A 19,825-nucleotide genomic window follows, 5' to 3' on the forward strand; every position below is an offset into this window, starting at 1 on the left:
CCGTCAGGGACCGACGAAGGCCAGGGCCTGGGCGAACAGTTCGCCCCGGCTGCGCACGCCCATCTTCTGATAGGCGCGCTTGAGATGCGAGCGCACCGTCTCCAGCGACACGTCCATGGTCTGGGCGATACGGCCGGTCTCCATCCCGGCCAGCAGCATTTCGACGATCCGCCCCTCGGACGGCGACAGCAGATGGGTCTCGATCAGCGCCTGGAAGCGGACCTCCCCGCCCGAGCGCTGCAGGGTCAGGCCGATCAGGGAGGTCGGCGACGTCGCCACCTCGCGCGCCCACACCACCCAGGTGCGGCCGTCCGCCCCCGGGGCCGCGAGGCAGCGCGCCTCGCCCGGCCTGGCCTGGGCCGCCAGGCGGGCCAGGACGCGCGACTGGGGCGCGAAGCGCCCGCCCTCGACGCCGAACAGTTCGCCGTCCTCGCGCAGGATGCGGGCGGCCTCGTTCATCCACACCACGTCCAGCGCCCGCGTGACCAGCAGGCGCGCGCGCATCTCGCCGTCGATCCAGGCGGCCAGGGCCCGGTTGCACTGGCCGTCGGCGTCGTCAGGCGATCCCGACGGCGGTCGACGGCGATCCGGATTGGTGCGCCGATCGGGGGCGACCCACGCCTCCTCCCCGGCCCGGCGCCGCGCGCGGCCGGTCTGCCAAAAAGCTTGTTCCAACGTCAAACGCTCCAGGAGTTTGCGCGGGTCCCCGGACCTGAACACGCCGCGCCTTCAAAGGATGCAACGCCTGAGCACTGTGGACACAATAGCGCATACCCACAGAACGAACATATTTATTGCTCCAAATAATCCAAATTTCCGAACCACCGATCAAGAAACGCCGAAAGTAGGCCGAACGTGGCATGATTTTCACGTCGACCTGGGGATAAGGCGACAGCGGACAGCGGGGCCCCAATTGAAAACGGCGGCCCTTCGCAGGACCGCCGTTTCCGCTTTGAACGTTGAGGCGCGCTAGGCGACCGCCGGCTTTTCGGCGCCGTCGGTCCCGCCGGCCTCGGGCATGTCGTCCAGTTCGCCCTCCCACTTGGCCACCACGGCGGCGGCGACGGAGTTGCCGACGACGTTGGTCGCGGAGCGGCCCATGTCGAGCAGGTGGTCGACGCCCAGGACGATGGCGATCCACGCCTCCGGCAGGCCGAAGTAGGTCAGGGTCGCCATGATGACCACCAGGGAGGCGCGCGGCACGCCGGCGATCCCCTTGGACGTCACCATCAGCAGCAGCAGCATGAAGATCTGCTGCGAGACGCTGAGGTGCACCCCGTGCGCCTGCATGATGAACATGGTGGCGAAGGTGCAGTAGAGCATCGATCCGTCCAGGTTGAACGAATAGCCCAGCGGCAGGACGAAGCTGACGATGCGGCGACGCACGCCGACGGTCGGCAGGGCGTCCAGGATGCGCGGATAGGCGGCTTCCGAACTGGCGGTCGAGAAGGCCAGCAGCGCCGGGGTGCGGATGACCTGGAACAGCGGGATCACCCGCTTGCCCAGCACCACGGCGCCGGCCAGGAACAGCAGGAACCACAGCACGCCCATGGAGCCGTAGAAGCCCAGCACGAACTTGGCGTAGGTGCCCAGCATCTCCAACCCTTGCGTGGCGATGGTCGAGGCCAGGGCGGCGAAGATGGCGAAGGGCGCCAGCTTCATCACGAACTCGGTCACCTTCAGCATGATGGAGGCGGCCTGTTCGACCAGGTGCAGCACCGCCGGGGCCTTGTCGTCCAGGGCGGCGACCGCCGTGCCGACGAAGACCGAGAAGACGACGATCTGCAGGATCTCGTTCTTGGCCATGGCGTCGAAGATCGACGTCGGCACCAGATGGGTGATGAAGCCGTGCAGCGAGAAGGCGTCCGTCGAGGCCGCCGGGGCCGCCGCCGCCACAGCCTCGGGCAGATGCATGCCCGAGCCCGGGTGCAGCAGCTGCACCATCACCAGGCCCAGCACCAGCGACACCACCGAGGCGCCGATGAACCAGGTCATGGTCTTGACGCCGATCCGCCCGACCGAGGCGGCGTCCTCCATGTGGGCGATGCCCGCCACCAGGGTGGTGAACACCAGCGGCGCGATGATCATCTTGATCAGCCGCAGGAAGATGTCCGTGACCAGATTGAGGTTGGACGCCGCCGCCGAGGCCTGGTCGGCGCTGAGGAAATGATTGAGGCCCCAGCCCGCGAGGACCCCCAGGATCATCGCTCCCACGATGAGATAAGCGAACAAGCGTTTCATGCAAAAGTCGTCCAGCTTTGCGGGCCCGGCAGGGGCCGGACCGCAGTTGCAACCGATGGAGGGTCCCCCCCCGTCCGAAATAAGGGCCAGCGAATAACCGATATTCGCCGCCCCTCCAATGAACTCCTCGTGGTTTCGTCGGACGAACCCTTGCCCGCGCCGGATTCCCGGCCGGCGACGGGGCTTTTCGGCCGGCTCCCCCGCCAGGATCGATCTCACCCGCTTCGCGCAGCTCGGCGAAGAAAAATTACGCGAAAAAGCGCGCCGAAGCGCCGCCCGGCAAATTGCGCCCCCGCGCCGAACAGGCCAAGCTGCGGCCAAGCCTCGCAGAAGGCTCGTTTTGAGTGAACGCATCAGGAGTTTGCATGTCCCGTCCCATCCTCGGCCCGGCCACACGACTGGCCGCCGGGTTGGCCGCCCTGGCCCTGTCCTCGACCAGCGTCCTGGCGCTGGAGGCGGCGACCCTCTCCGCGCCCGCCGTCGCCCCGGCCGCGACCGCCGCGCCCGCCCGGGCCCTGACCACCCCGCTGGAGGCCTTCGGCCACGAGGTCGGCGACGACTATCGCCTGATCACCTACAGCCAGTTCGAACGCTATCTGCACACCCTCGCCGGGCAGTCGGACCGGATGAAGCTGGTCGAGATCGGCAAGTCGTCCGAAGGACGGACGCAATATCTCTCGATCGTCTCCTCGCCGGCCAACCTGGCCAACATCGACCGCTATCAGGAGATCGCGCGCCGCCTCGCGAAAGCTGAAGGCGTCAGCGAGGCCGAGGCCCGCGCCCTGGCCGGAGAGGGCAAGGCCGTGGTCTGGATCGACGGCGGGCTGCACTCCACCGAGACGGTGCCGCCCCAGGCCCTGATCGCCGCCCTCTATGAGTGGCTGACCGCCGAGGACGCCGAGGCCAAGCGCATCCTGGACGACGTGGTCATCCTGTTCGCGCCGCTGAACCCGGACGGCTGGGAGCTGGTCTCGACCTGGTACATGCGCAACGAGGACCCGCTGAAGCGCGAGTACGCCTCGATCCCCCAGCTGTACCAGAAGTACGTCGGCCACGATAACAACCGCGACTACTACCTGTCGGCCATGGCCGAGACGACCAACGTCAACCGGCAGTTCTTCCGCGAGTGGTTCCCGCAGATCATCTACAACCACCACCAGACGGCGCCGGCGGGGACCGTGGTCTTCATGCCGCCGTTCCGCGATCCCTTCAACTACAACTACGACCCGCTGGTCATGAGCACCCTGTCCGAGGTCGGCGCGGCCATGCACAGCCGCCTGATCGAGGAAGGCAAGCCCGGCTCGACCATGCGCAGCGGGGCCAGCTACTCCACCTGGAACAACGGGATGGAGCGCTCCGTCACCTATTTCCACAACGCGGTCGGCCTGCTGACCGAGATCACCGGCCATCCGACGCCCAGCCAGATCAGCCTGATCCCGCAGAACCAGCTGCCGCGCAACGACCTGCCCATGCCGGTCGCGCCGCAGACCTGGCATTTCCGCCAGTCGATCGACTACTCCCTGTCGATCAACCGCGCCGTGCTGAACTACGCCTCGCGCAACAAGGACCGGGTGCTGTTCAACATCTGGCGCATGGGCCAGAACGCCATCGACAAGGGCAATGCCGACACCTGGCGCGTCACCCCCTCGGCGGTCGAGGCCCTGCAGGCCGCGGCCGGCGACAACGCCCAGCCAGGTCGTCGGGGCGTCGACCCGGCCCTCTATGACAGCGTGCTGCGCGATCCGGCGCGCCGCGATCCGCGCGGCTACGTCATCCCGGCGGACCAGGCCGACCTGCCCACCGCCGTCGCCTTCCTCAACAGCCTGATCAAGACGGGCGTCGACGTGGAGCGCGCCACCCGCGCCTTCACCATCGGGGGCAAGACCTATCCGGCCGGCTCCTATGTGGTGAAGACGGCCCAGGCCTATCGCCCGCACGTGCTGGACATGTTCGAGCCGCAGGACCACCCGCACGACCTGCAGTATCCGGGCGGCCCGCCCGCCCTGCCCTATGACGCCACCGGCTACACCCTGGCGCTGCAGATGGGGGTCAAGTTCGACCGCATCCTGGACGGCTTCGAGGCCCCGACCGAGCGCGTCGCCGACGTCATGGCCCCGCCGCCCGGCAAGATCGAGGGCTCGGGCCGCGCCGGCTGGCTGATCGACCACGCGCCGGTCAACGGCTACATCCTGACCAACCGCCTGCTGGCGGCGGGCGTGCCGGTCTATTGGCAGGAAGGCGAGACCCGCGCGGGCCGCGCGACCCTGGCCCCCGGCGCGCTGTGGATTCCGGCCGACGAAAAGGCGCGTCCGATCGTCGAGGCCGCCGTGCGCGACCTGGGCCTGAACGCCCACGCCGCCGCCCGCGCCCCCGGCGGCGACCGGATCGCCCTGAAGCCGGTCCGCGTCGGCCTGGTCGACCGCTACGGCGGCTCCATGGCCTCGGGCTGGACCCGCTGGATGCTGGAGCAGTTCGAATATCCGTTCGAGGTCATCCATCCCCAGCGCCTCGACGCCGGCGACCTGGCCAAGGATTTCGACGTCCTGGTCTTCGCCTCGGACATGATCCCGGCCGACCTGTCGGCCTCGGCCCAGCGCGACCAGCCGGCGCCCGAGACCATCCCGGCCGAGTATCGCGGCTGGCTGGGCCACATCACCGCCGAGAAGACCGTGCCGCAGATCGACGCCTTCGTGCGCGGCGGCGGCAGCGTCGTCACCATCGGCTCGGCCCACCGCCTGGCGGCCGCCCTGGGCGCGCCCGTGCAGGACGTCCTGACCACGGCCGACGGCAAGCCCTTGGCCTCGACCGACTTCTTCATCCCCGGCGCGGTGCTGAAGACCGAGGTCGACAACAGCCGCCCCCTGACCTTCGGCGCCCCGCGTCAGATGGACGTCTTCTTCAACCGCAACGCGGGCTTCCGCCATGCGGGCGAAGGGGCGTCGCTGGTGCGCTATCCGCAGCAGGTGTCGGTCTCGAGCGGCTGGGCCATCGGCTCGGACAAGCTGTCGGGCGCCGACGCCGTGCTGGACCTCGAGCACGGTCAGGGCCGCGTCATCGTCCTGGGCCCCGACGTGGTCAACCGCGCCCAGGCGCGCGCCTCGTCGCGGCTGCTGTTCAACGCCCTGTTCTACGGCCCGGCGACGACCGGCGAGCCCCGCTAAGCCGAAGCGACGGCGGCCCCAGGCGGGCCGCCGTCGTCTCATTTTCAGAAGGCTGAATTCACGCCGAGTGTCAGCCCGCCGCTTCGGCGCCGAACGGATCGTCCAGGCTATGCTGGGGCGTGGTGAACCACACCGGGCCAGCCTCGCCCATGTAGAAGTGGTCCTCCAGCCGCACGCCGAACCGGCCGGGGATGACCAGCATGGGCTCGTTGGAGAAGCACATGCCCGGCGCCAGCACGGTGCGGTCGCCGCGCACCAGGTTCGGCGCCTCGTGGATATCCAGGCCGACGCCGTGGCCGGTGCGGTGCGGCAGGCCCGGCAGGCGATAGTCGGGGCCGTAGCCGAGACCGGTCAGATAGTCTCGCGCCGCCGCGTCCACGCTCTCGCACGTCGCGCCGATCTGCGCCGCCTCGAAGGCCAGGGCCTGGGCCTGCTTCTCATGTTCCCACACGCGACGGAATTCGGGCGTGGGCTCGCCGAAGACATAGGTGCGGGTGATGTCGGAGTGATAGCCGTCGATCAGCGTCCCCGTATCGATCAGCACCACATCGTCGACCTTCAGCGCGCGGTCGCCCTCGCCCCCGTGCGGCAGGCAGGTGTCGTCGCCGAACGAGACGAGGCAGAACCACGAGCCGCCCTCGCCGCCCAGGGCGCGGTGCTCGGCGTCGATGAAGCGTTTGACCTCCGACGTCAGCACGCCCTCCTTCAGCCAGGCGTGGGCGCGGCGATGGACCTCCAGCGTAATGGCCTTGGCTCGCGTCAGCAGGGCGATCTCGGCGGGCGACTTGATGCGGCGCAGCGCCACGATCAGCGGGCCGCCGTCGACCAGGCGCTCGGCGCCGAGCGCGCGGGCCAGCCCCAGCCAGATGAAGGTCGCGGCCTGGTCGTCCACCGCCAGACGCCCGCCGGCCGGCACCCGGCCCGCGACCAGGGCGTAGGGGCTCTCGTCCTCTTCCCAGGTCAGGACCTCGCCGGCCACGGCGGTCTCGCCCGACATCACGGCCGACACCTTGTCCAGCTCGAAGCGGGGGCAGACGTATTCCAGCCGCCCGTCGGCGTGGATCAGGGCGCCGGTCAGGCGCTCGGAGGGATGCCAGTCCAGACCGGTGAAATAGCGCAACGACGCCGTCGGACCGACCAGAAGGGCGGCCAGGCCCTGAGCCTGAAGCTGGGCGGCCAGAGCCTGGATGCGGGAGCGCCTTTCATCGGCGCTGATGGGAGAAGCGGAGGGAGGCATGAAGGTCATGCCCCAGCATAACCGATAATCCGCGCGGCGTTGGAGCGGGTAGCGAGAATCGAACTCGCGACATTCAGCTTGGGAAGCTGACGTTCTACCTCTGAACTATACCCGCGCCGCGCCGAGGCGGACCGGGAAGATATAGGGCGGCGGGCAAAAGAAAAGGCCCGGCGGGGCCGGGCCTGCGGTTTTTTGCCGAAGCGGTCAGTCGCGGACTTCCTCGACCACGGCGCCGCGCTTGGCCAGCATGGCTTGGACGCTGTCCGCCCCCGCCAGATGGCCGGCGCCGACCGAGATGAAGGCCGTGCCCGAGCCGTCCAGCAGGGCCATGATCTGATCGGTCCAGTCGGCGTTGCGACGGGTCAGCATGACCTCGTACATCTCGGGCGATTCCGCCTTCATCTCCCGGCCGATCAGGGCGTCGAGGCTGTCCACGTCGCCGCTGGCCCAGGCCGCGACCATGCGGCCCAGGAACTCGGGCGCCTGGTCGAACTCCTTGAGGCCGGAGCGGAGCATGGCCAGCTGGGCCCCTTCCGACATGTCGGCGATCAGATTGATCTGCTGCGGCATGGTCTCGAAGCCCTTGATCGGCTTGCCGGCCGCGGCGGCGCGGGCGTGCAGCACCTGATCGCCGCCGTTCTGCGGCAGGTAACCGGCCTTGGTCACGGCGGCCACCGTCAGTTGCAGCGCCGCGAACCAAGGCCGCAGGGGGTCGAGCTGGGCGGCCGTGACCCCGACCTGGCGGGCGGCGGCGTCCAGATCGGCCTGTTCCTCGGCGGTCAGCAGACTGGACAGGGGCCGGTCGGGCGACACCCCCTTGGCCTGAATGACCGGCAGGGCGCCGGACACGTCGTTCAGGTCGGCGATCTCGAACCAGTATTCGTCGGCGGCGGCGAAGGCGCGGTTCAGCTTCTCGCTGCCCCAGGGCGTCTCGGGCTTCAGCACGTGGACGGTGCCGAACAGGTAGAGAGTCGAATCCGCGTCCTTCACCACCCACAGGCGCGGGCCCGACCCGGCGGGCGCATTGACCACCGCGGCCGGATCAGCGGCGGCGGGCGCCTGGGCGAAGGCCGGCGTCGTCGGCGCCAGCAGCGCAGCAGCCAGGACGGCGGCGGAGGCGCAGGCGGCGACGCGGCTCCAGAGACGGCGGATCATGTCAGGCTCCATGAGGGAAAGGCGGACGAAACGCAGCTCTCAATCCTCGTCGTCGAGGAAGATGGCCTCGATCGGCATCTCGAACAGGCGGGCGATCTTGAAGGCCAGCGGCAGAGAGGGGTCGTAGCGGCCGGTCTCCAGCGCGTTCACCGTCTGGCGCGACACGCCCAGTTCGTCGGCTAGGTGCGCCTGGCTCCAGTCGCGCTCGGCGCGCAGCACCTTGAGACGGTTCTTCATGCGGTTGCCCTCAACGCCGACCCAGCCACCACCAGGCCCAGGCCAGGCCGTAGCCGACGAGTTGGAACAGAAGAATGGCCAGCATGCCGGCCCCGACCAGATCGGCGGGCGTCTCGCCCAAGGGCGCCGGAATGACGATGTCCGCCGGGCGCGTCGTCAGCATGATCATGAGCACCAGGCCGATCAGCATTCCGGTGCTGCCGCCCCAGTACCAGGCCCATTTGTGCGCCTCGCGCGCGGCCTCGTCGAGGCGACGCCACCACCAGAAGGACACGCCCAGGACCCCCGCCATCACCACGCAGGTGAAGATCACGGTCGTCCAGAATCCCGCCGATCCGGGACGCTCGGAGAGGAAGCCGCTGCCGAGCCCGCCGACGAAGCCGAGCAGCAAGACCAGGCCCACCATGGCCGCGACGCCCTTCGGGCCGAGAGGTTTCTTCGATTTCATGGGCCCCCGCCACGCCTGGACTGTTAGACAAGCGAGTTTTACAGCCCGTCCCGGCTGCGTCAAGCGTGTTTGTCACCGCCTCGCCGTCACTCCGGCGCGGCCAGCAGCTCCGGCCGGCTGAGGGCGCGCGGCGACTGTTCGACGGCGGCCAGTTCGGGCAGCTCCTTGCCCTCGTGGTCGACCTTCAGGTCCTCGAAGCGGCGGGCCGAGACCATGACCTGGCTCTCCAGCGAGCCGACGAACTGGTTGTAGCGGGACACCGCCGCATCCAGCGCCTTGCCGACCGAGGCGGCGTGGCCGCCCATCACCGACAGGCGCTTGTAGAGCTCCTTGCCCAGTTTGGCGACGTCCTCGGCGTTCCGGGCCTGCTCCTCGGCGCGCCAGCCGTAGGCGACGGCCTTGCACAAAGCGAACAGAGTGGTCGGGGTGACGATGACCACGCGCGAGGCCATGGCCGTGGTCATCAGGTCCGGCTCATGGTCCAGGGCGGCGGCGAGGAAGGCGTCGCCGGGCACGAACATGGCGACGAAGTCGGGGCTGGGCTTGAACTGGTCCTGATAGGCCTTGGACGACAGCTGGCGCACGTGGGTCTTCATGCTGGCGGCGGTGCGCAGCGACATGGCCCGGGCCTGGGCCTCCTCGTCGCCGTCCGCCTCGTCAGCGAAAGCCAGGGAGACCTTGGCGTCGATGACGAACATGCCGCCGCCGGGCAGTTTGACGATGAAGTCCGGGCGCTGCTGGCGGCCCTCGTCATTGGCCGAGGAGTTCTGCTCCTCGAAATCGAAGCGGCCGGCCATGCCCGCCGCCTCCAGCACGTTGCGGCAGGTCTGCTCGCCCCAGCGTCCGCGCCGGCCGGTGTTGCCCTTCAGCGCCTCGGTCAGGCGCCGCGCCTCGTCGCGGGTGGCGGTGGAGGCGGCCATCAACAGGTTGAGCTGCTCCTTGAGGCCGCCGGTCTCGTCGGCGCGCGCCTTTTCCAGCGCGGTGACGTGTTCCTGAAACTTGGCCAGGGTTTCGGAGACCGGCTTGAGCTGGGCCTCCATCCGTTCGCGCGCGACGCGGTCCTGGGCCTGGAAGGTCTCGGTGGCGCGGGCCACCAGCTTGGTCGCCACGGCCTCGGCCGACTGGGCGGCCTGGGCCTTGAGGAACTCGGCCATGGAGTCCCGGCTCTCCTCCATCAGCTCCAGCCGGGCGTCGGCGGCGTCCAGCGCGCCTCGCGTCTTCTGCCAGCCCATGAAGGCCCAGACGAAGCCGCCCGCGGCGACGAGGGCGGCGATCAGGAGGACGAGTTCGAGCGTGTTCATGCTCCGTTCCTAGCGGGAGTCGGGAACGGAAGAAAGTCGCCCGTCGGGAGAGGTTCAGGCGGGACGCCGCGCTCGCAGCGCCTGGATGATGGTGCCGTCGTCCAGCCAGTCCAGTTCGCCGCCGACGGGAACGCCGCGCGCCAGGGAGGTGACCTGCACCCCCGCCGCCGACAGGCGCTCGGCCAGGTAGTGGGCCGTGGTCTGGCCGTCGACGGTGGCGGGCAGGGCCAGGACGACCTCCCTCGCCTCGCCGTCGCCCATCTCGCCGCCTTTGACGCGGCCGATCAGTTCGGCGATGCGCAGTTGTTCGGGTCCGACGCCGTCCAGGGCGGACAGCAGGCCGCCCAGCACGTGATACTTGCCGCGAAAGGCGCCCGAACGCTCCATGGCCCACAGGGCGCCGGCCTCCTCAACGACGCAGATCAGGGCGTTGTCGCGGCTCGGGTCCGAGCAGACCGAGCAGGGGTCGCGCGTGTCGGGCGCGCCGCAGACCGAGCAGTTGACGACCTTGTCCGCCGTCTCGGCCAGGGAGGCCGCCAGCGGGACGAGCAGTTGCTCGCGCCGCTTCAGCAGGGCCAGGGCCGCACGCCGGGCCGAGCGCGGGCCCATGCCTGGCAGCTTGGCCAGCAGGCTGATGAGCCGTTCGATTTCCGGCCCGGCGGAGGCGGCCATCAGTCTCTCCTCTCGCCCGTCATCCTCGGGCTTGTCCCGAGGATCCAGAAACACGACGGGTCGCTGGTCATCATCAAAGGTCGGCGTATCTGGATGCTCGGCACAGGGCCGAGCATGACGACAGAAGCTTGACCGCGGCCATCAGAAGAGTTTCGGCATTCCCGGGATGTTCATCCCGGCCATGGGCCCGGCGGCCTCGCGCATCAGGGCGTTGTTGATCTCGTCCAGCTTGCGTTTGGCGTCGGCGTGGGCGGCGACGATCAGGTCGGCCAGGATCTCGCCCTCGCCGGGGGTCATCAGGCTGTCGTCGATCTTCACCGCGGTGATCTCGCCGGGGCCCTTCAGGGCGATGGAGACGAGGCCCCCGCCCGAGGTGCCCTCGGCGGTGGATTCGGCCATTTTCGCCTGGGCGTCCTGCAGCTTCTGCTGCATCGCCTGGGCCTGCTGCATCAGGGCGTTGAGGTCTTTCATATCCCCTAGATAGGGCGAAGCGCGGCGCGGCTCCAGCCCCCTTGCGCCAAGCGCCCGACCGCATCAGCAACAGTTTTCATCACGAATCATCTTGACGGCGCCGCAACGCGCGCCATATTCGCAACAACTGTAGTTACCGATCCTGCTCAGGAGGTTTTCCGATGGCCTATGACGCCCTTTCCGCCCGCGACGTTCCCGTCTCCGACGCCGTCCTGGCCCAGCTGTTCACCGAGGCGCGCACGCGCAACGGCTGGAGCGACCGCCCGGTGTCGCAGGAGCTGATCCGCAAACTCTACGACCTGACCAAGTTCGGCCCGACGGCGGTCAACATGACCCCGGCCCGCTTCGTCTTCGTCACCTCGCCCGAGGCCAAGGCGCGCCTGTCCGTGCACATGGCCGAGGGCAACCGCGCCAAGACCCTGGCCGCGCCGGTCAATCTGATCATCGCCCAGGACATCGACTTCCACGAGACCCTGGGCAAGCTGTTCCCGCACGCGCCCGGCGCTCGTGACTGGTTCCTGGACGAAGCCGGCCGCCGCGAAGCCGCCTTCCGCAACGCCTCGCTGCAGGGCGGCTATCTGACCATCGCCGCGCGCGCCTTGGGTCTGGATGTCGGTCCGATGTCGGGCTTCGATCCGGCGGGCGTGAAGGCCGAGTTCTTCCCCGACAGCAATGTCGAGCCGAACTTCATCATGAACCTGGGCTATGGCACGGACGAGAACCTGTTCCCCCGCTCGCCCCGCCTCGACTTCGAAGAAGCCGCGCAGATTCTGTAAGCTCAAAGACGTCATCCCGGACGGCGCGCAGCGCCGATCCGGGACCGCGGCAAGCCCGGCGTTCTGGGCGGTCCCGGCTCTCCGCTGACGCTGCGGCCGGGATGACGCGGACTCAGTCGTCGTCGCCCGCCTCGTCATCCTCGGGGATGACCGGCATCTCGACCGCCGGGGCCAGGGTGGTGATCTCCTTGATCTCGGCGCCGGGGAAGGCCTGCATGATCGACACCACGAAGGGGTCCGCCTCGACCGCCGCGCGGCGGGCGGCGCGGGCCTTCTTCTCGACCTCGATCAGGGTCTCGCCGCCGCCCTGGCCGTTGGCGGCGATCAGCCAGGTGCGGCCGGTCCATTCCTTGAGCCGTCCGGCCAGACGCCGCGCCAGATCGTGGGGCGAGCCCTCGGCCGGTTCATAGGTGATGGCGCCGGGGCGGAAGCTGACCACGCGGACGTAGCGCTCCACATCCATCTGCAGGGTGATCTCGCGCTTCTCGCCGATCAGAGCGACCACGGCCTCGAAGCTCTGCGGGTCCGGCAGGGCGGGCGCCTGAACCGGACGCGCCGCCAGCATGGCCGAAGCGCCGCCGCCTCCCCCGCCCGAGCCGCCGCCGCGAGGACCGCCAGCGCCGCCGCCGGGCACGCCGCCCGACTGGATCGCCTTCAGCGCCTCTTCGGGACCGGGCAGGTCGGCGGCGTAGGCCAGGCGGACGATCGCCATTTCCACCGCATCGGCCGGATTGGGCGCGCGCCGCACCTCGTCCAGCGCCTTCAGCAGCATCTGCCAGGTCCGCGACAGCGTCCCGGCCGAGATGGCCGCGCCCAGCGCCGCCAGCTTCTGCGCCTGATCGCCGGGCAGGCGGGTGGCGTTCGGCCCCAGCATCTTGGCCACAGAGGCCGCGTGGCAATGCTCCAGCAGGTCGTTGGCCACCTGCACCGGATCGGCGCCATAGCCGTACAGGGTGCGGAAGGTCGTCAGGGCTTCGGCCGTCTTGCCCGCCATCGTCTGTTCGAACAGGGCGATGGTTTGGGTGCGGTCGGCCAGACCCAGCATGTCGCGCACCGTGGCCGTCTCGACCACCGCGCCGCGCTCGGCTTGCACCAGCGCCTGATCCAGCAGCGACAGGCCGTCGCGCACCGACCCTTCGGCCGCGCGCGAGATCAGGGCCAGCGCCTCCTGCTCGATCTTCATGCCTTCGCGCTCGGCGACGCGGCCCAGATGGCCGGCCAGAACCTCAGGCTCGACCCGGCGCAGGTCGAAGCGCTGGCAGCGGCTCAGGATCGTCACCGGCACCTTGCGGATCTCGGTGGTGGCGAAAATGAACTTGGCGTGGGGCGGCGGCTCCTCCAGCGTCTTCAGCAGGGCGTTGAACGCCTGCGTCGACAGCATGTGGACCTCGTCCAGCACATAGACCTTGTAGCGGGCCTCGACCGGCGCGTAGCGGACGCTCTCGAGGATGTCGCGGATGTCGTTGACGCCGGTGTGCGAGGCGGCGTCCATCTCCATCACGTCCATGTGCTGGCCCGCCATGATGGCGGCGTCGTGACGGCCGTGCGCCGTCAGGGCCAGGGACGGCCTGTCGATGGTCTCGGTTTCGTTGTTGAGCGCGCGGGCCAGCAGGCGGGCGGTCGTCGTCTTGCCGACGCCCCGCACCCCGGTCAGCATGAAGGCGTGGGCGATGCGGCCCGTGGCGAAGGCGTTGGTCAGGGTCCTGACCATCGCCTCCTGGCCGATCAGGTCCTCAAAGGCGCGCGGCCGGTATTTGCGGGCCAGGACGGTGTAGGCCTCGCCCTCGGCGGGCGGCGCCTGGGCCGCCGCAGGGGCGGGCTGGGGCGCCGGTTCAGGCGCGGGCGCCGCCTCGGCGGCCGGCGGCGGGGCGCCGAACATGTCGTCGGTGTTCTCGTCCCGCTCGGGAACGTCCTCCTCCCAGGGAGGGCCATCAAAACTCGGATCGACGTCGCTCATGCGCCTGTCTTAGAGCGGAATCGGTTCAGATGCGACGCATCTGAACTCAGATACCCGCTTCAGCGCGTTTGCGCGCGAAGGGGCGCCGTCGCGCAACCCCTCGCGAGCCCGCGCCCCTCTTAATGGACCACAAGAGATCATTGTTATATCGAGGCACGTCCTGATACCGTGACGGCATCGGAACTGGGACGGGCGATGATGAAGAACAAAACGGTCATGGGCCTTGTGGGGGCCGCCGCCTGGGCGATCGCCTGTTCGGCTTTCGCGGAACCCTTCCAGTCGTTCGTCGACATCTGCCTGTCGACCAATGGCGACGCCCGGACTGTCGCAACGGTCGCCCAGGACAGCGGCTGGTTCAAAATGCCCGACGGCGCCCTCCCGGACATGGGCAAGGAGTTTCAGGATCCGGCCATCCATCTCAACTTCGATCCGAACCGGCCGAACGCCGCATCCATGAAATCGATGGAAATCCTGGTGACCGGCTGGGGCGACGGCGAAACCATCATGGAAATCAGCGGCCTCAGACTCGATGCCTGCGGACTGATGTCGCCGGTAGCGGACGTCCAATCCCTCAAACGCGCCGTGACCGCCCATCTCGGTTTCCCGCCCTTCAAAAGCGACGACATGACGGTGTGGCTGTATTCAAGAACCGCTGCTGGTTTCGTCTCCGAAGCCTCGCTGAAAGACATCGACGACAATGCCATCGTCGAGGCGGTCCGAAAGCGAAAGCTCTATGCGCTCTATGTCATCACCGAGGGTGACATGGCGGGATTGGTGCTCGGCGCGGTCCGAGCGGTCCCTTAGAACCAAGCGACGTCGACGATGTAGGGAAAGGGTGGAGACCGCGACCCGAAGGGGAATTCGTTGTGGCTGCTGCCTTCCGGCCCTGACCAGGTTGGCGAAGCCTTCGCCCGCGATCTCCGAGAGGGGATATGACGGCGGACGGCGCGGGAATCAAGCCCTCCCCTGCGCGCGCGGTCGGGGCTATGAAGCGCCATGCCCTATCGTCACGCCTTCTCCGGCAATCCGCTCGACCGCTCCGGCGACCTCCGTAACGACGCCGCCTGGCTGGCCGAGCAGGAAGCCAACCCCGAAGCCCTGGCCATGATCCTGTGGGAAGGCCGTCCGCTGATCGAAACCCATGAGGGGGCCGAGCGGCTGGTCTGGCTGTCTCTGGCCCACGCACGTGACTTGGCGCGCGACCGCGACGTCTTCCTGGGGCTGTGGAAGGGCGCGCCGGTCTTCGCCGCCGAGTTCGAGGGCTCCATCGACCCCACCAGCGGCCCCGCCGGGGGCCTGGGCCGCTTCGTCGAGATGCGCGAGGCGGCGGTCGTCCTGCCCGAGGCCGACGCTGGCATCGCCGCGACGGCCAAGAGCCTGTTCGACTGGCGCCGCCGCCACGGCTTCTGCGCCGCCTGCGGCCAGGCGACGGATCAGGCTTCGGGCGGCTGGAAGCGCGTCTGCCCGGCCTGCGGGACCGAACATTTCCCGCGCGTCGACCCCGTCGTCATCATGCTGCCGGTCTATAAGGGCGGGACCGAGCCGCGCTGCCTGCTGGGCCGTCAGGCGGCCTGGCCCGCCGGGCGGATGTCGGCCCTGGCCGGCTTCATGGAGCCGGGCGAATCGATCGAGGAGGCCTGCGCCCGCGAGGTGATGGAGGAGGCCGGCCTGACGGTCTGCGACGTGCGCTACCACTCCAGCCAGCCCTGGCCCTTCCCCGGTCAGCTGATGATCGGCCTGATCGCCGAGGTCACGACCGACGAGGCCGCCCCCGACCAGACCGAACTGGAGGCCGTCGCCTGGCTGACCCGGGCCGAGGCCCGCGCCGTGCTGGACGAGACCCACCCCACGATCCACGCGCCCGCGCCCTACGCCATCGCGCGGCGGCTGCTGGAGAGCTGGGCGGCGGAATAGGACCCTTCTCCCCTTGTGGGAGAAGGTGGCTCGCGCAGCGAGACGGATGAGGGGTGACTGCGTCGCGGCGTGAAGATTCGCCTGCAACGTCGCCCCATCATTGCCAAGCGCGACGCCGGCACCCCTCATCCGAGCGCCTTCGGCGCCCACCTTCTCCCACAAGGGGAGAAGGAAGAAGGTCACGCCAGCGCCCGCGCCGCCTCCAGGTCCGCCGGGTTGTCGACCGACAGCGGCGCCTCGTCGATCACCGAAGCCCAGATTTGCAGGCCCATCTCCAGGGCGCGCAACTGCTCCAGCTTCTCGCGCTTCTCCAGCGGCGACGGCGGGGCGGCGCAGAAGCGGGTCAGGGCCTGACGGCGATAGCCGTAGATGCCGACGTGGCGCCAAACAGGGCCGTCGCCGTAGAGCGTCGAACGGGTGAAGTAGAGGGCGCGGCCGCTGGTCCCGTCCTCCGGCAGGGCCAACACCGCCTTGACCACGTCGGGATTGGCGCGATCCGACACATCCGCCTCGGCCGCGACCAGGGTGGCGATGTCGCAGGCTGATTCGCCCGCCAGCAGCGCGGCGCAGGCCTTCGCCAGGTCCGGCGAGGCGAAGGGCATGTCGCCCTGGATGTTGATGACCACCTCGTGGGCGCCGTCAGGATCGACCGCCTGGGCCGCCGCCAGGATGCGGTCCGAGCCGCTCGGCAGGGCGGGATCGGTCAGCACGGCCTCGCCCCCCGCCGCCTGCACCGCCGCGACGATCTCCGGATCGCCCGCCGCCACGGCGACGCGGAAGCCCGACGCCATGGCCTGCTCCCAGGCGCGCACGATCATCGGCTTGCCGCCGATGTCGGCCAGGGGCTTGCCCGGCAGACGCGTGGCCGCCATGCGAGCCGGTATCATTATCAGCGGATTCATGGTCGGCGAGCGTCCTGAAACGCCCGGAAACGTCCGGGCCAGTTGCGAAGGTCGCGCTAGCGTGTAAGAGACGCCCACGCAAGAATACGCCTGAACGCCGCTTCGCGGTCGGGGGGCTCATCTAGAGACGGGATGCGACGACGCGGTATGAGCGGCGATCTGAAGTGGAACAAGATTATGGGCGCGTGCCTGGGCACCGCCTTTGCGATCCTGGTGGTCCAGCAGGTTTCGGGCTTTGTCTATCAGACCAAGCAGCCCGAAAAGATGGGCTACTTCGTCGACGCGCCGGATGAATCCGCCGCCGGCCCGGCCGAAGCCGTCCTGCCGATCGACTGGGGCACGGTCCTGCCGACCGCCGACCTGGCCGCCGGCGAGGCCGCCTTCGCGCGCTGCCAGGCCTGCCACACCGTCAACTCGGGCGGCGCCGACGGCATCGGCCCGAACCTGTTCGGCGTGGTCGGCGGCCCCGCCATGCACCGCGCGGGCTTCGCCTATTCGGACGCCATGGCCAAGCACAAGGCCGCGGCTCCGACCTGGAACTATGACGAGCTCGACCACTTCCTGAACGCGCCGGGCCGCTACGTCCCGGGCACCAAGATGTCGTTCGCCGGCATCCGCGACGAGAAGACCCGCATCAACCTGATCGCCTGGCTGCGCACGCAAGGCTCGGCCGGCTTCGCCATCCCGGCGCCGGATCCGGCCCGCCAGCCGGGCGCCGCGGCTCCGGCCGCCGCCGAGGCTCCGGCCGCCGAAGGCGCCGCCGCGACCGAGGCTCCGGCCGAGGCCGCCGCGGCCCCCGCGCCGCAAGCCTAAAGGCGAACGGACAGGACAGACGACGGAAAGGCGGCCCTCGGGCCGCCTTTCTTCGTTTCAGCTGCTCGTTTTTCCTCCCCATTTCATGGGGAGGGGGACCACGAAGTGGTGGAGGGGCTACCTAGGCGGAACGAAGTGGTGGAGAGGCCACGTCAGCGGAGCCAAGCCGCCCCTCCGTCTCGTCGGCTATCGCCGCCGATCCACCTCCCCATGGAATGGGGAGGAAATCAGACCCGGCGGAAGATCGCGGAGGCGAAGCCGTCGGCGCTCAGACGGGCCTCGACCTCGGCCAGGGGCTCGATGACCACGCCGCCGCGCGCGCCGGTCGCGTGGATGACGCGCTCGGCGTCGACCATCAGGGCCGAATGGCCGGTCCAGTCGCCCTCGGCCGTCGACAGCCAGATCGCGAGATCGCCGCGCGCGGCCTCGGCCCGGGTCACGGCGCGGCCCAGGCCGGCCTGCTCGTCCGAACGGCGCGGCCCCGGCAGGCCGCAGGCCAGCAGGGCCTGCTGCACCAGGCCGGAGCAGTCGGTCTCGATCGAGGAGCGGGCGCCCAGGGCGTGCGGACGCCCCAGCAGACGCTCGGCCACGGCCACGAGGTCGCGCTCGAACGCGCCCACGGGCAGAAGATCGGCGTCCGCCACGCCGTCCGCGTCCTGGTCGACCAGGGCGTTCAGCGGCAGGGCGGCGGAGACGGAGGCGACGCGGCGCGTCGCCAGGGGCGCGCCGGGGGCCAGGGCCTCCAGCAGGACCCAGCCGACCACGCCGTCGCGCCGCGCCCGGCCCCAGGCGCGGTCCTGACGACGCTCCAGCACGTCGAAAGCCTCGCCGAACAGAAGCTGGTCGATGCGCCGGCCCTCGTCCGACACGAGGTCGGCGACCGGCAGGCGGCAATGCATGGGCTCGGTCCGGCGGTAGGCCTCGGCCCGCATCAGACCCTCCAGCGCCTGTTCGGCCAACACCACGCGGTCCCCGTCCCGAAGGATCAGGGGCGCGCCGGGCGGCAGAAGGGCCAGGACATCGGTCAAGCGGCGGTCTCTAGACGGCTCAGACAAATCGAGCCGCCTACCCTAGGCGCCGATCCCCAAGGGGGCGTTAACAGCCTCGGCTATTCGGCGAATTTGTCGCTGAGGTAGCGGAAGCAGGCGCGCAGGGCCTGGGCCTCGCCGCCCTCGGGCCAGCCCGGGCGGGCGCGCGGATTCCAGGCGAAGACGTCCATGTGCGCCCAGCTTCCCGTCGTCGGGGCGAACGTCTGCAGGAACAGGGCCGCCGTCACCGACCCGGCCTGGGCCCAGGCGGCGGAATCGTTGCGCAGGTCGGCGATTTCGCTGTCCAGCGAGGCGCGGTAGCCCGACCACAAAGGCATCCGCCACAGGGGGTCGCCCACGGCCCGGCCCGCGCTCAGCACGCCCTCGGCCAGGGCGTCGTCGTCGGTGTAGAGCGGCGGCAGCTCCGGCCCCAGCGCGATGCGCGCCGCCCCGGTCAGGGTGGCGAAGTCCAGCGTCAGGTCCGGCTCATGCTCGCCCGCCCGCGTCAGCACGTCGGCCAGGATCAGCCGCCCTTCCGCGTCGGTGTTGCCGATCTCGATGGTCAGGCCCTTGCGGCTGTTGAGGATGTCGCCCGGCCGGAAGGCGTCGCCCGAGACGGCGTTCTCGACCGCCGCGACCAGCACCACCAGCCGCACCGGCAGCTCGGCCTGCATGATCAGGCGGCCCAGCGCCAGGGCGTGGGCGGCGCCGCCCATGTCCTTCTTCATGTTGCGCATCCCGGCGGCGGGCTTGAGGTCCAGACCGCCGGTGTCGAACACCACCCCCTTGCCGACCAGGGCCACCAGCGGCCGGTCCGTCTGGTCCAGGTTCCAGCCGATCTCGAGGACGCGCGGGGCGCGGTGCGGGGCGGCGGCGCGGCCGACGGCGTGGACCGCCGGATAGTTCTCCTCCAGCAGGGCGTCGCCGGTCGTGACGGTCAGGCTCGCGCCCGCGGCCTCGGCGATCTCGCGGGCGATCGTCTCCAGTTGCAGCGGCCCCATGTCGGCGGCGGGGGTGTCGACCATCTCGCGCGTCAGGGCGCAGGCGGCGGCGATGTTCAGCGTCGCCGTCAGGTCGAGGCCGTCGGGCGCGACCAGGCGGGCGCGGCCGCGCTCGGGGCCTTCCTTGATCTTGGCCTTGTAGCGGTCGAACAGATAGCCGCCGAGCGCAAAGGCCAGGGCCGCCGAATGCGCCGCCTCGCCGTCCACGCCCTCCAGCCGCCAGTCGCCCGCGGGCAGACGCGTCGGCAGGCCGCGCGCGCTCATCGGGTCGAAGGCGTCGCCCGCCCCGAACAGGGCCAGCTCCGGCGCGCCGTCGGCGTCGGGCACGACCAGCAGCTGGCCCGCCTTGCCGGTGAAGCCGTTGGCCTCGGCCCAGGCGGCCAGGCGGCCGTCCAGCGCTGCACCCTGCCCGACCACGCGCACCGGACGCGCCGTCTCGGAGGCGGCGATCAGCAGTTCGGACTGGTGGGACATGGGGGCGACCTTTCCGGCCCTTAAAGGCCGCTTAACC

General features: G+C 69.9%; 18 protein-coding genes, 1 tRNA gene and 1 other RNA gene. 5 read left to right on the top strand and 15 right to left on the bottom strand.

Going from position 1 to position 19,825, the window contains the following annotated elements:
- Nucleotides 1-3: 3 nt before the first annotated feature.
- Entirely contained in the window at nucleotides 4-675 is a 672-nt protein-coding gene (locus D8I30_RS03565; RefSeq protein ID WP_121481522.1) for a helix-turn-helix transcriptional regulator, read from the bottom strand.
- 294 nt (nucleotides 676-969) lie between these two features.
- Nucleotides 970-2,241, bottom strand: a complete 1,272-nt coding sequence (locus D8I30_RS03570; protein WP_121481523.1) for a dicarboxylate/amino acid:cation symporter — start codon at nucleotides 2,239-2,241, stop codon at nucleotides 970-972.
- Between the two features lie 365 nt (nucleotides 2,242-2,606).
- On the opposite strand from D8I30_RS03570, the gene D8I30_RS03575 reads away from it, so the two are divergent.
- Complete coding sequence (locus tag D8I30_RS03575) at nucleotides 2,607-5,402, top strand: M14 family metallopeptidase (RefSeq protein ID WP_121481524.1); 2,796 nt, start codon at nucleotides 2,607-2,609, stop codon at nucleotides 5,400-5,402.
- 70 nt (nucleotides 5,403-5,472) lie between these two features.
- On the opposite strand, the gene D8I30_RS03580 is transcribed toward D8I30_RS03575, so the two are convergent.
- The 8 genes from D8I30_RS03580 to D8I30_RS03615 form a co-directional block, all read right to left on the bottom strand.
- Nucleotides 5,473-6,648: a M24 family metallopeptidase gene (locus D8I30_RS03580; RefSeq protein WP_121481525.1), complete on the bottom strand. Its 1,176-nt coding sequence runs from the start codon at nucleotides 6,646-6,648 to the stop codon at nucleotides 5,473-5,475.
- A gap of 31 nt (nucleotides 6,649-6,679) precedes the next feature.
- Nucleotides 6,680-6,754 (bottom strand) — tRNA-Gly (locus tag D8I30_RS03585).
- A gap of 89 nt (nucleotides 6,755-6,843) precedes the next feature.
- Nucleotides 6,844-7,794 carry a TraB/GumN family protein gene (locus D8I30_RS03590; protein ID WP_121483369.1) on the bottom strand — a complete coding sequence of 317 codons (951 nt, stop codon included), beginning with the start codon at nucleotides 7,792-7,794 and terminating at the stop codon, nucleotides 6,844-6,846.
- Nucleotides 7,795-7,833: 39 nt separating this feature from the next.
- Nucleotides 7,834-8,031, bottom strand: a complete 198-nt coding sequence (locus D8I30_RS03595; protein WP_121481526.1) for a helix-turn-helix transcriptional regulator — start codon at nucleotides 8,029-8,031, stop codon at nucleotides 7,834-7,836.
- Between the two features lie 10 nt (nucleotides 8,032-8,041).
- Nucleotides 8,042-8,479 (bottom strand): hypothetical protein, encoded by a 438-nt coding sequence (locus D8I30_RS03600; RefSeq protein ID WP_240387311.1) that lies wholly within the window; start codon nucleotides 8,477-8,479, stop codon nucleotides 8,042-8,044.
- 86 nt (nucleotides 8,480-8,565) lie between these two features.
- Entirely contained in the window at nucleotides 8,566-9,780 is a 1,215-nt protein-coding gene (locus D8I30_RS03605) for a DNA recombination protein RmuC (protein ID WP_121481528.1), read from the bottom strand.
- Nucleotides 9,781-9,834: 54 nt separating this feature from the next.
- Nucleotides 9,835-10,452, bottom strand: coding sequence for a recombination mediator RecR (gene recR, locus D8I30_RS03610; protein WP_121481529.1), 618 nt, complete (start codon nucleotides 10,450-10,452; stop codon nucleotides 9,835-9,837).
- A 141-nt stretch (nucleotides 10,453-10,593) separates the two neighbouring features.
- Complete coding sequence (locus D8I30_RS03615) at nucleotides 10,594-10,923, bottom strand: YbaB/EbfC family nucleoid-associated protein (protein WP_121481530.1); 330 nt, start codon at nucleotides 10,921-10,923, stop codon at nucleotides 10,594-10,596.
- 161 nt (nucleotides 10,924-11,084) lie between these two features.
- Here D8I30_RS03615 and D8I30_RS03620 point away from each other — a divergent pair, with 161 nt between their 5' ends.
- Nucleotides 11,085-11,699 (top strand): malonic semialdehyde reductase, encoded by a 615-nt coding sequence (locus tag D8I30_RS03620; protein ID WP_121481531.1) that lies wholly within the window; start codon nucleotides 11,085-11,087, stop codon nucleotides 11,697-11,699.
- Nucleotides 11,700-11,811: 112 nt separating this feature from the next.
- Here the strand turns inward: D8I30_RS03620 and D8I30_RS03625 are convergent, their stop codons facing one another.
- Nucleotides 11,812-13,656: a DNA polymerase III subunit gamma/tau gene (locus D8I30_RS03625; RefSeq protein WP_121481532.1), complete on the bottom strand. Its 1,845-nt coding sequence runs from the start codon at nucleotides 13,654-13,656 to the stop codon at nucleotides 11,812-11,814.
- A gap of 195 nt (nucleotides 13,657-13,851) precedes the next feature.
- Here D8I30_RS03625 and D8I30_RS03630 point away from each other — a divergent pair, with 195 nt between their 5' ends.
- Nucleotides 13,852-14,460, top strand: a complete 609-nt coding sequence (locus D8I30_RS03630) for a hypothetical protein (RefSeq protein ID WP_121481533.1) — start codon at nucleotides 13,852-13,854, stop codon at nucleotides 14,458-14,460.
- A gap of 27 nt (nucleotides 14,461-14,487) precedes the next feature.
- On the opposite strand, the gene ffs is transcribed toward D8I30_RS03630, so the two are convergent.
- An RNA gene (gene ffs, locus D8I30_RS03635) (signal recognition particle sRNA small type) lies at nucleotides 14,488-14,581 on the bottom strand.
- A gap of 71 nt (nucleotides 14,582-14,652) precedes the next feature.
- On the opposite strand from ffs, the gene nudC reads away from it, so the two are divergent.
- Nucleotides 14,653-15,570: an NAD(+) diphosphatase gene (gene nudC, locus D8I30_RS03640; RefSeq protein WP_121481534.1), complete on the top strand. Its 918-nt coding sequence runs from the start codon at nucleotides 14,653-14,655 to the stop codon at nucleotides 15,568-15,570.
- A 179-nt stretch (nucleotides 15,571-15,749) separates the two neighbouring features.
- Here nudC and D8I30_RS03645 read toward each other — a convergent pair whose 3' ends face one another.
- A complete protein-coding gene (locus D8I30_RS03645) occupies nucleotides 15,750-16,472 on the bottom strand; it encodes a 3-deoxy-manno-octulosonate cytidylyltransferase (RefSeq protein WP_121481535.1) in 723 nt (240 codons plus the stop codon).
- A gap of 132 nt (nucleotides 16,473-16,604) precedes the next feature.
- Here D8I30_RS03645 and D8I30_RS03650 point away from each other — a divergent pair, with 132 nt between their 5' ends.
- Nucleotides 16,605-17,285, top strand: a complete 681-nt coding sequence (locus D8I30_RS03650) for a c-type cytochrome (RefSeq protein ID WP_240387312.1) — start codon at nucleotides 16,605-16,607, stop codon at nucleotides 17,283-17,285.
- A gap of 227 nt (nucleotides 17,286-17,512) precedes the next feature.
- On the opposite strand, the gene D8I30_RS03655 is transcribed toward D8I30_RS03650, so the two are convergent.
- Both D8I30_RS03655 and D8I30_RS03660 read right to left on the bottom strand, forming a co-directional pair.
- Nucleotides 17,513-18,313 carry an NlpC/P60 family protein gene (locus tag D8I30_RS03655; protein WP_121481537.1) on the bottom strand — a complete coding sequence of 267 codons (801 nt, stop codon included), beginning with the start codon at nucleotides 18,311-18,313 and terminating at the stop codon, nucleotides 17,513-17,515.
- An 80-nt stretch (nucleotides 18,314-18,393) separates the two neighbouring features.
- On the bottom strand, nucleotides 18,394-19,788 hold the full coding sequence (locus D8I30_RS03660) for a leucyl aminopeptidase family protein (RefSeq protein ID WP_121481538.1): 1,395 nt from the start codon (nucleotides 19,786-19,788) through the stop codon (nucleotides 18,394-18,396).
- Nucleotides 19,789-19,825: the final 37 nt, after the last annotated feature.

Source organism: Brevundimonas naejangsanensis, assembly GCF_003627995.1.
Lineage (GTDB): Bacteria > Pseudomonadota > Alphaproteobacteria > Caulobacterales > Caulobacteraceae > Brevundimonas > Brevundimonas naejangsanensis_B.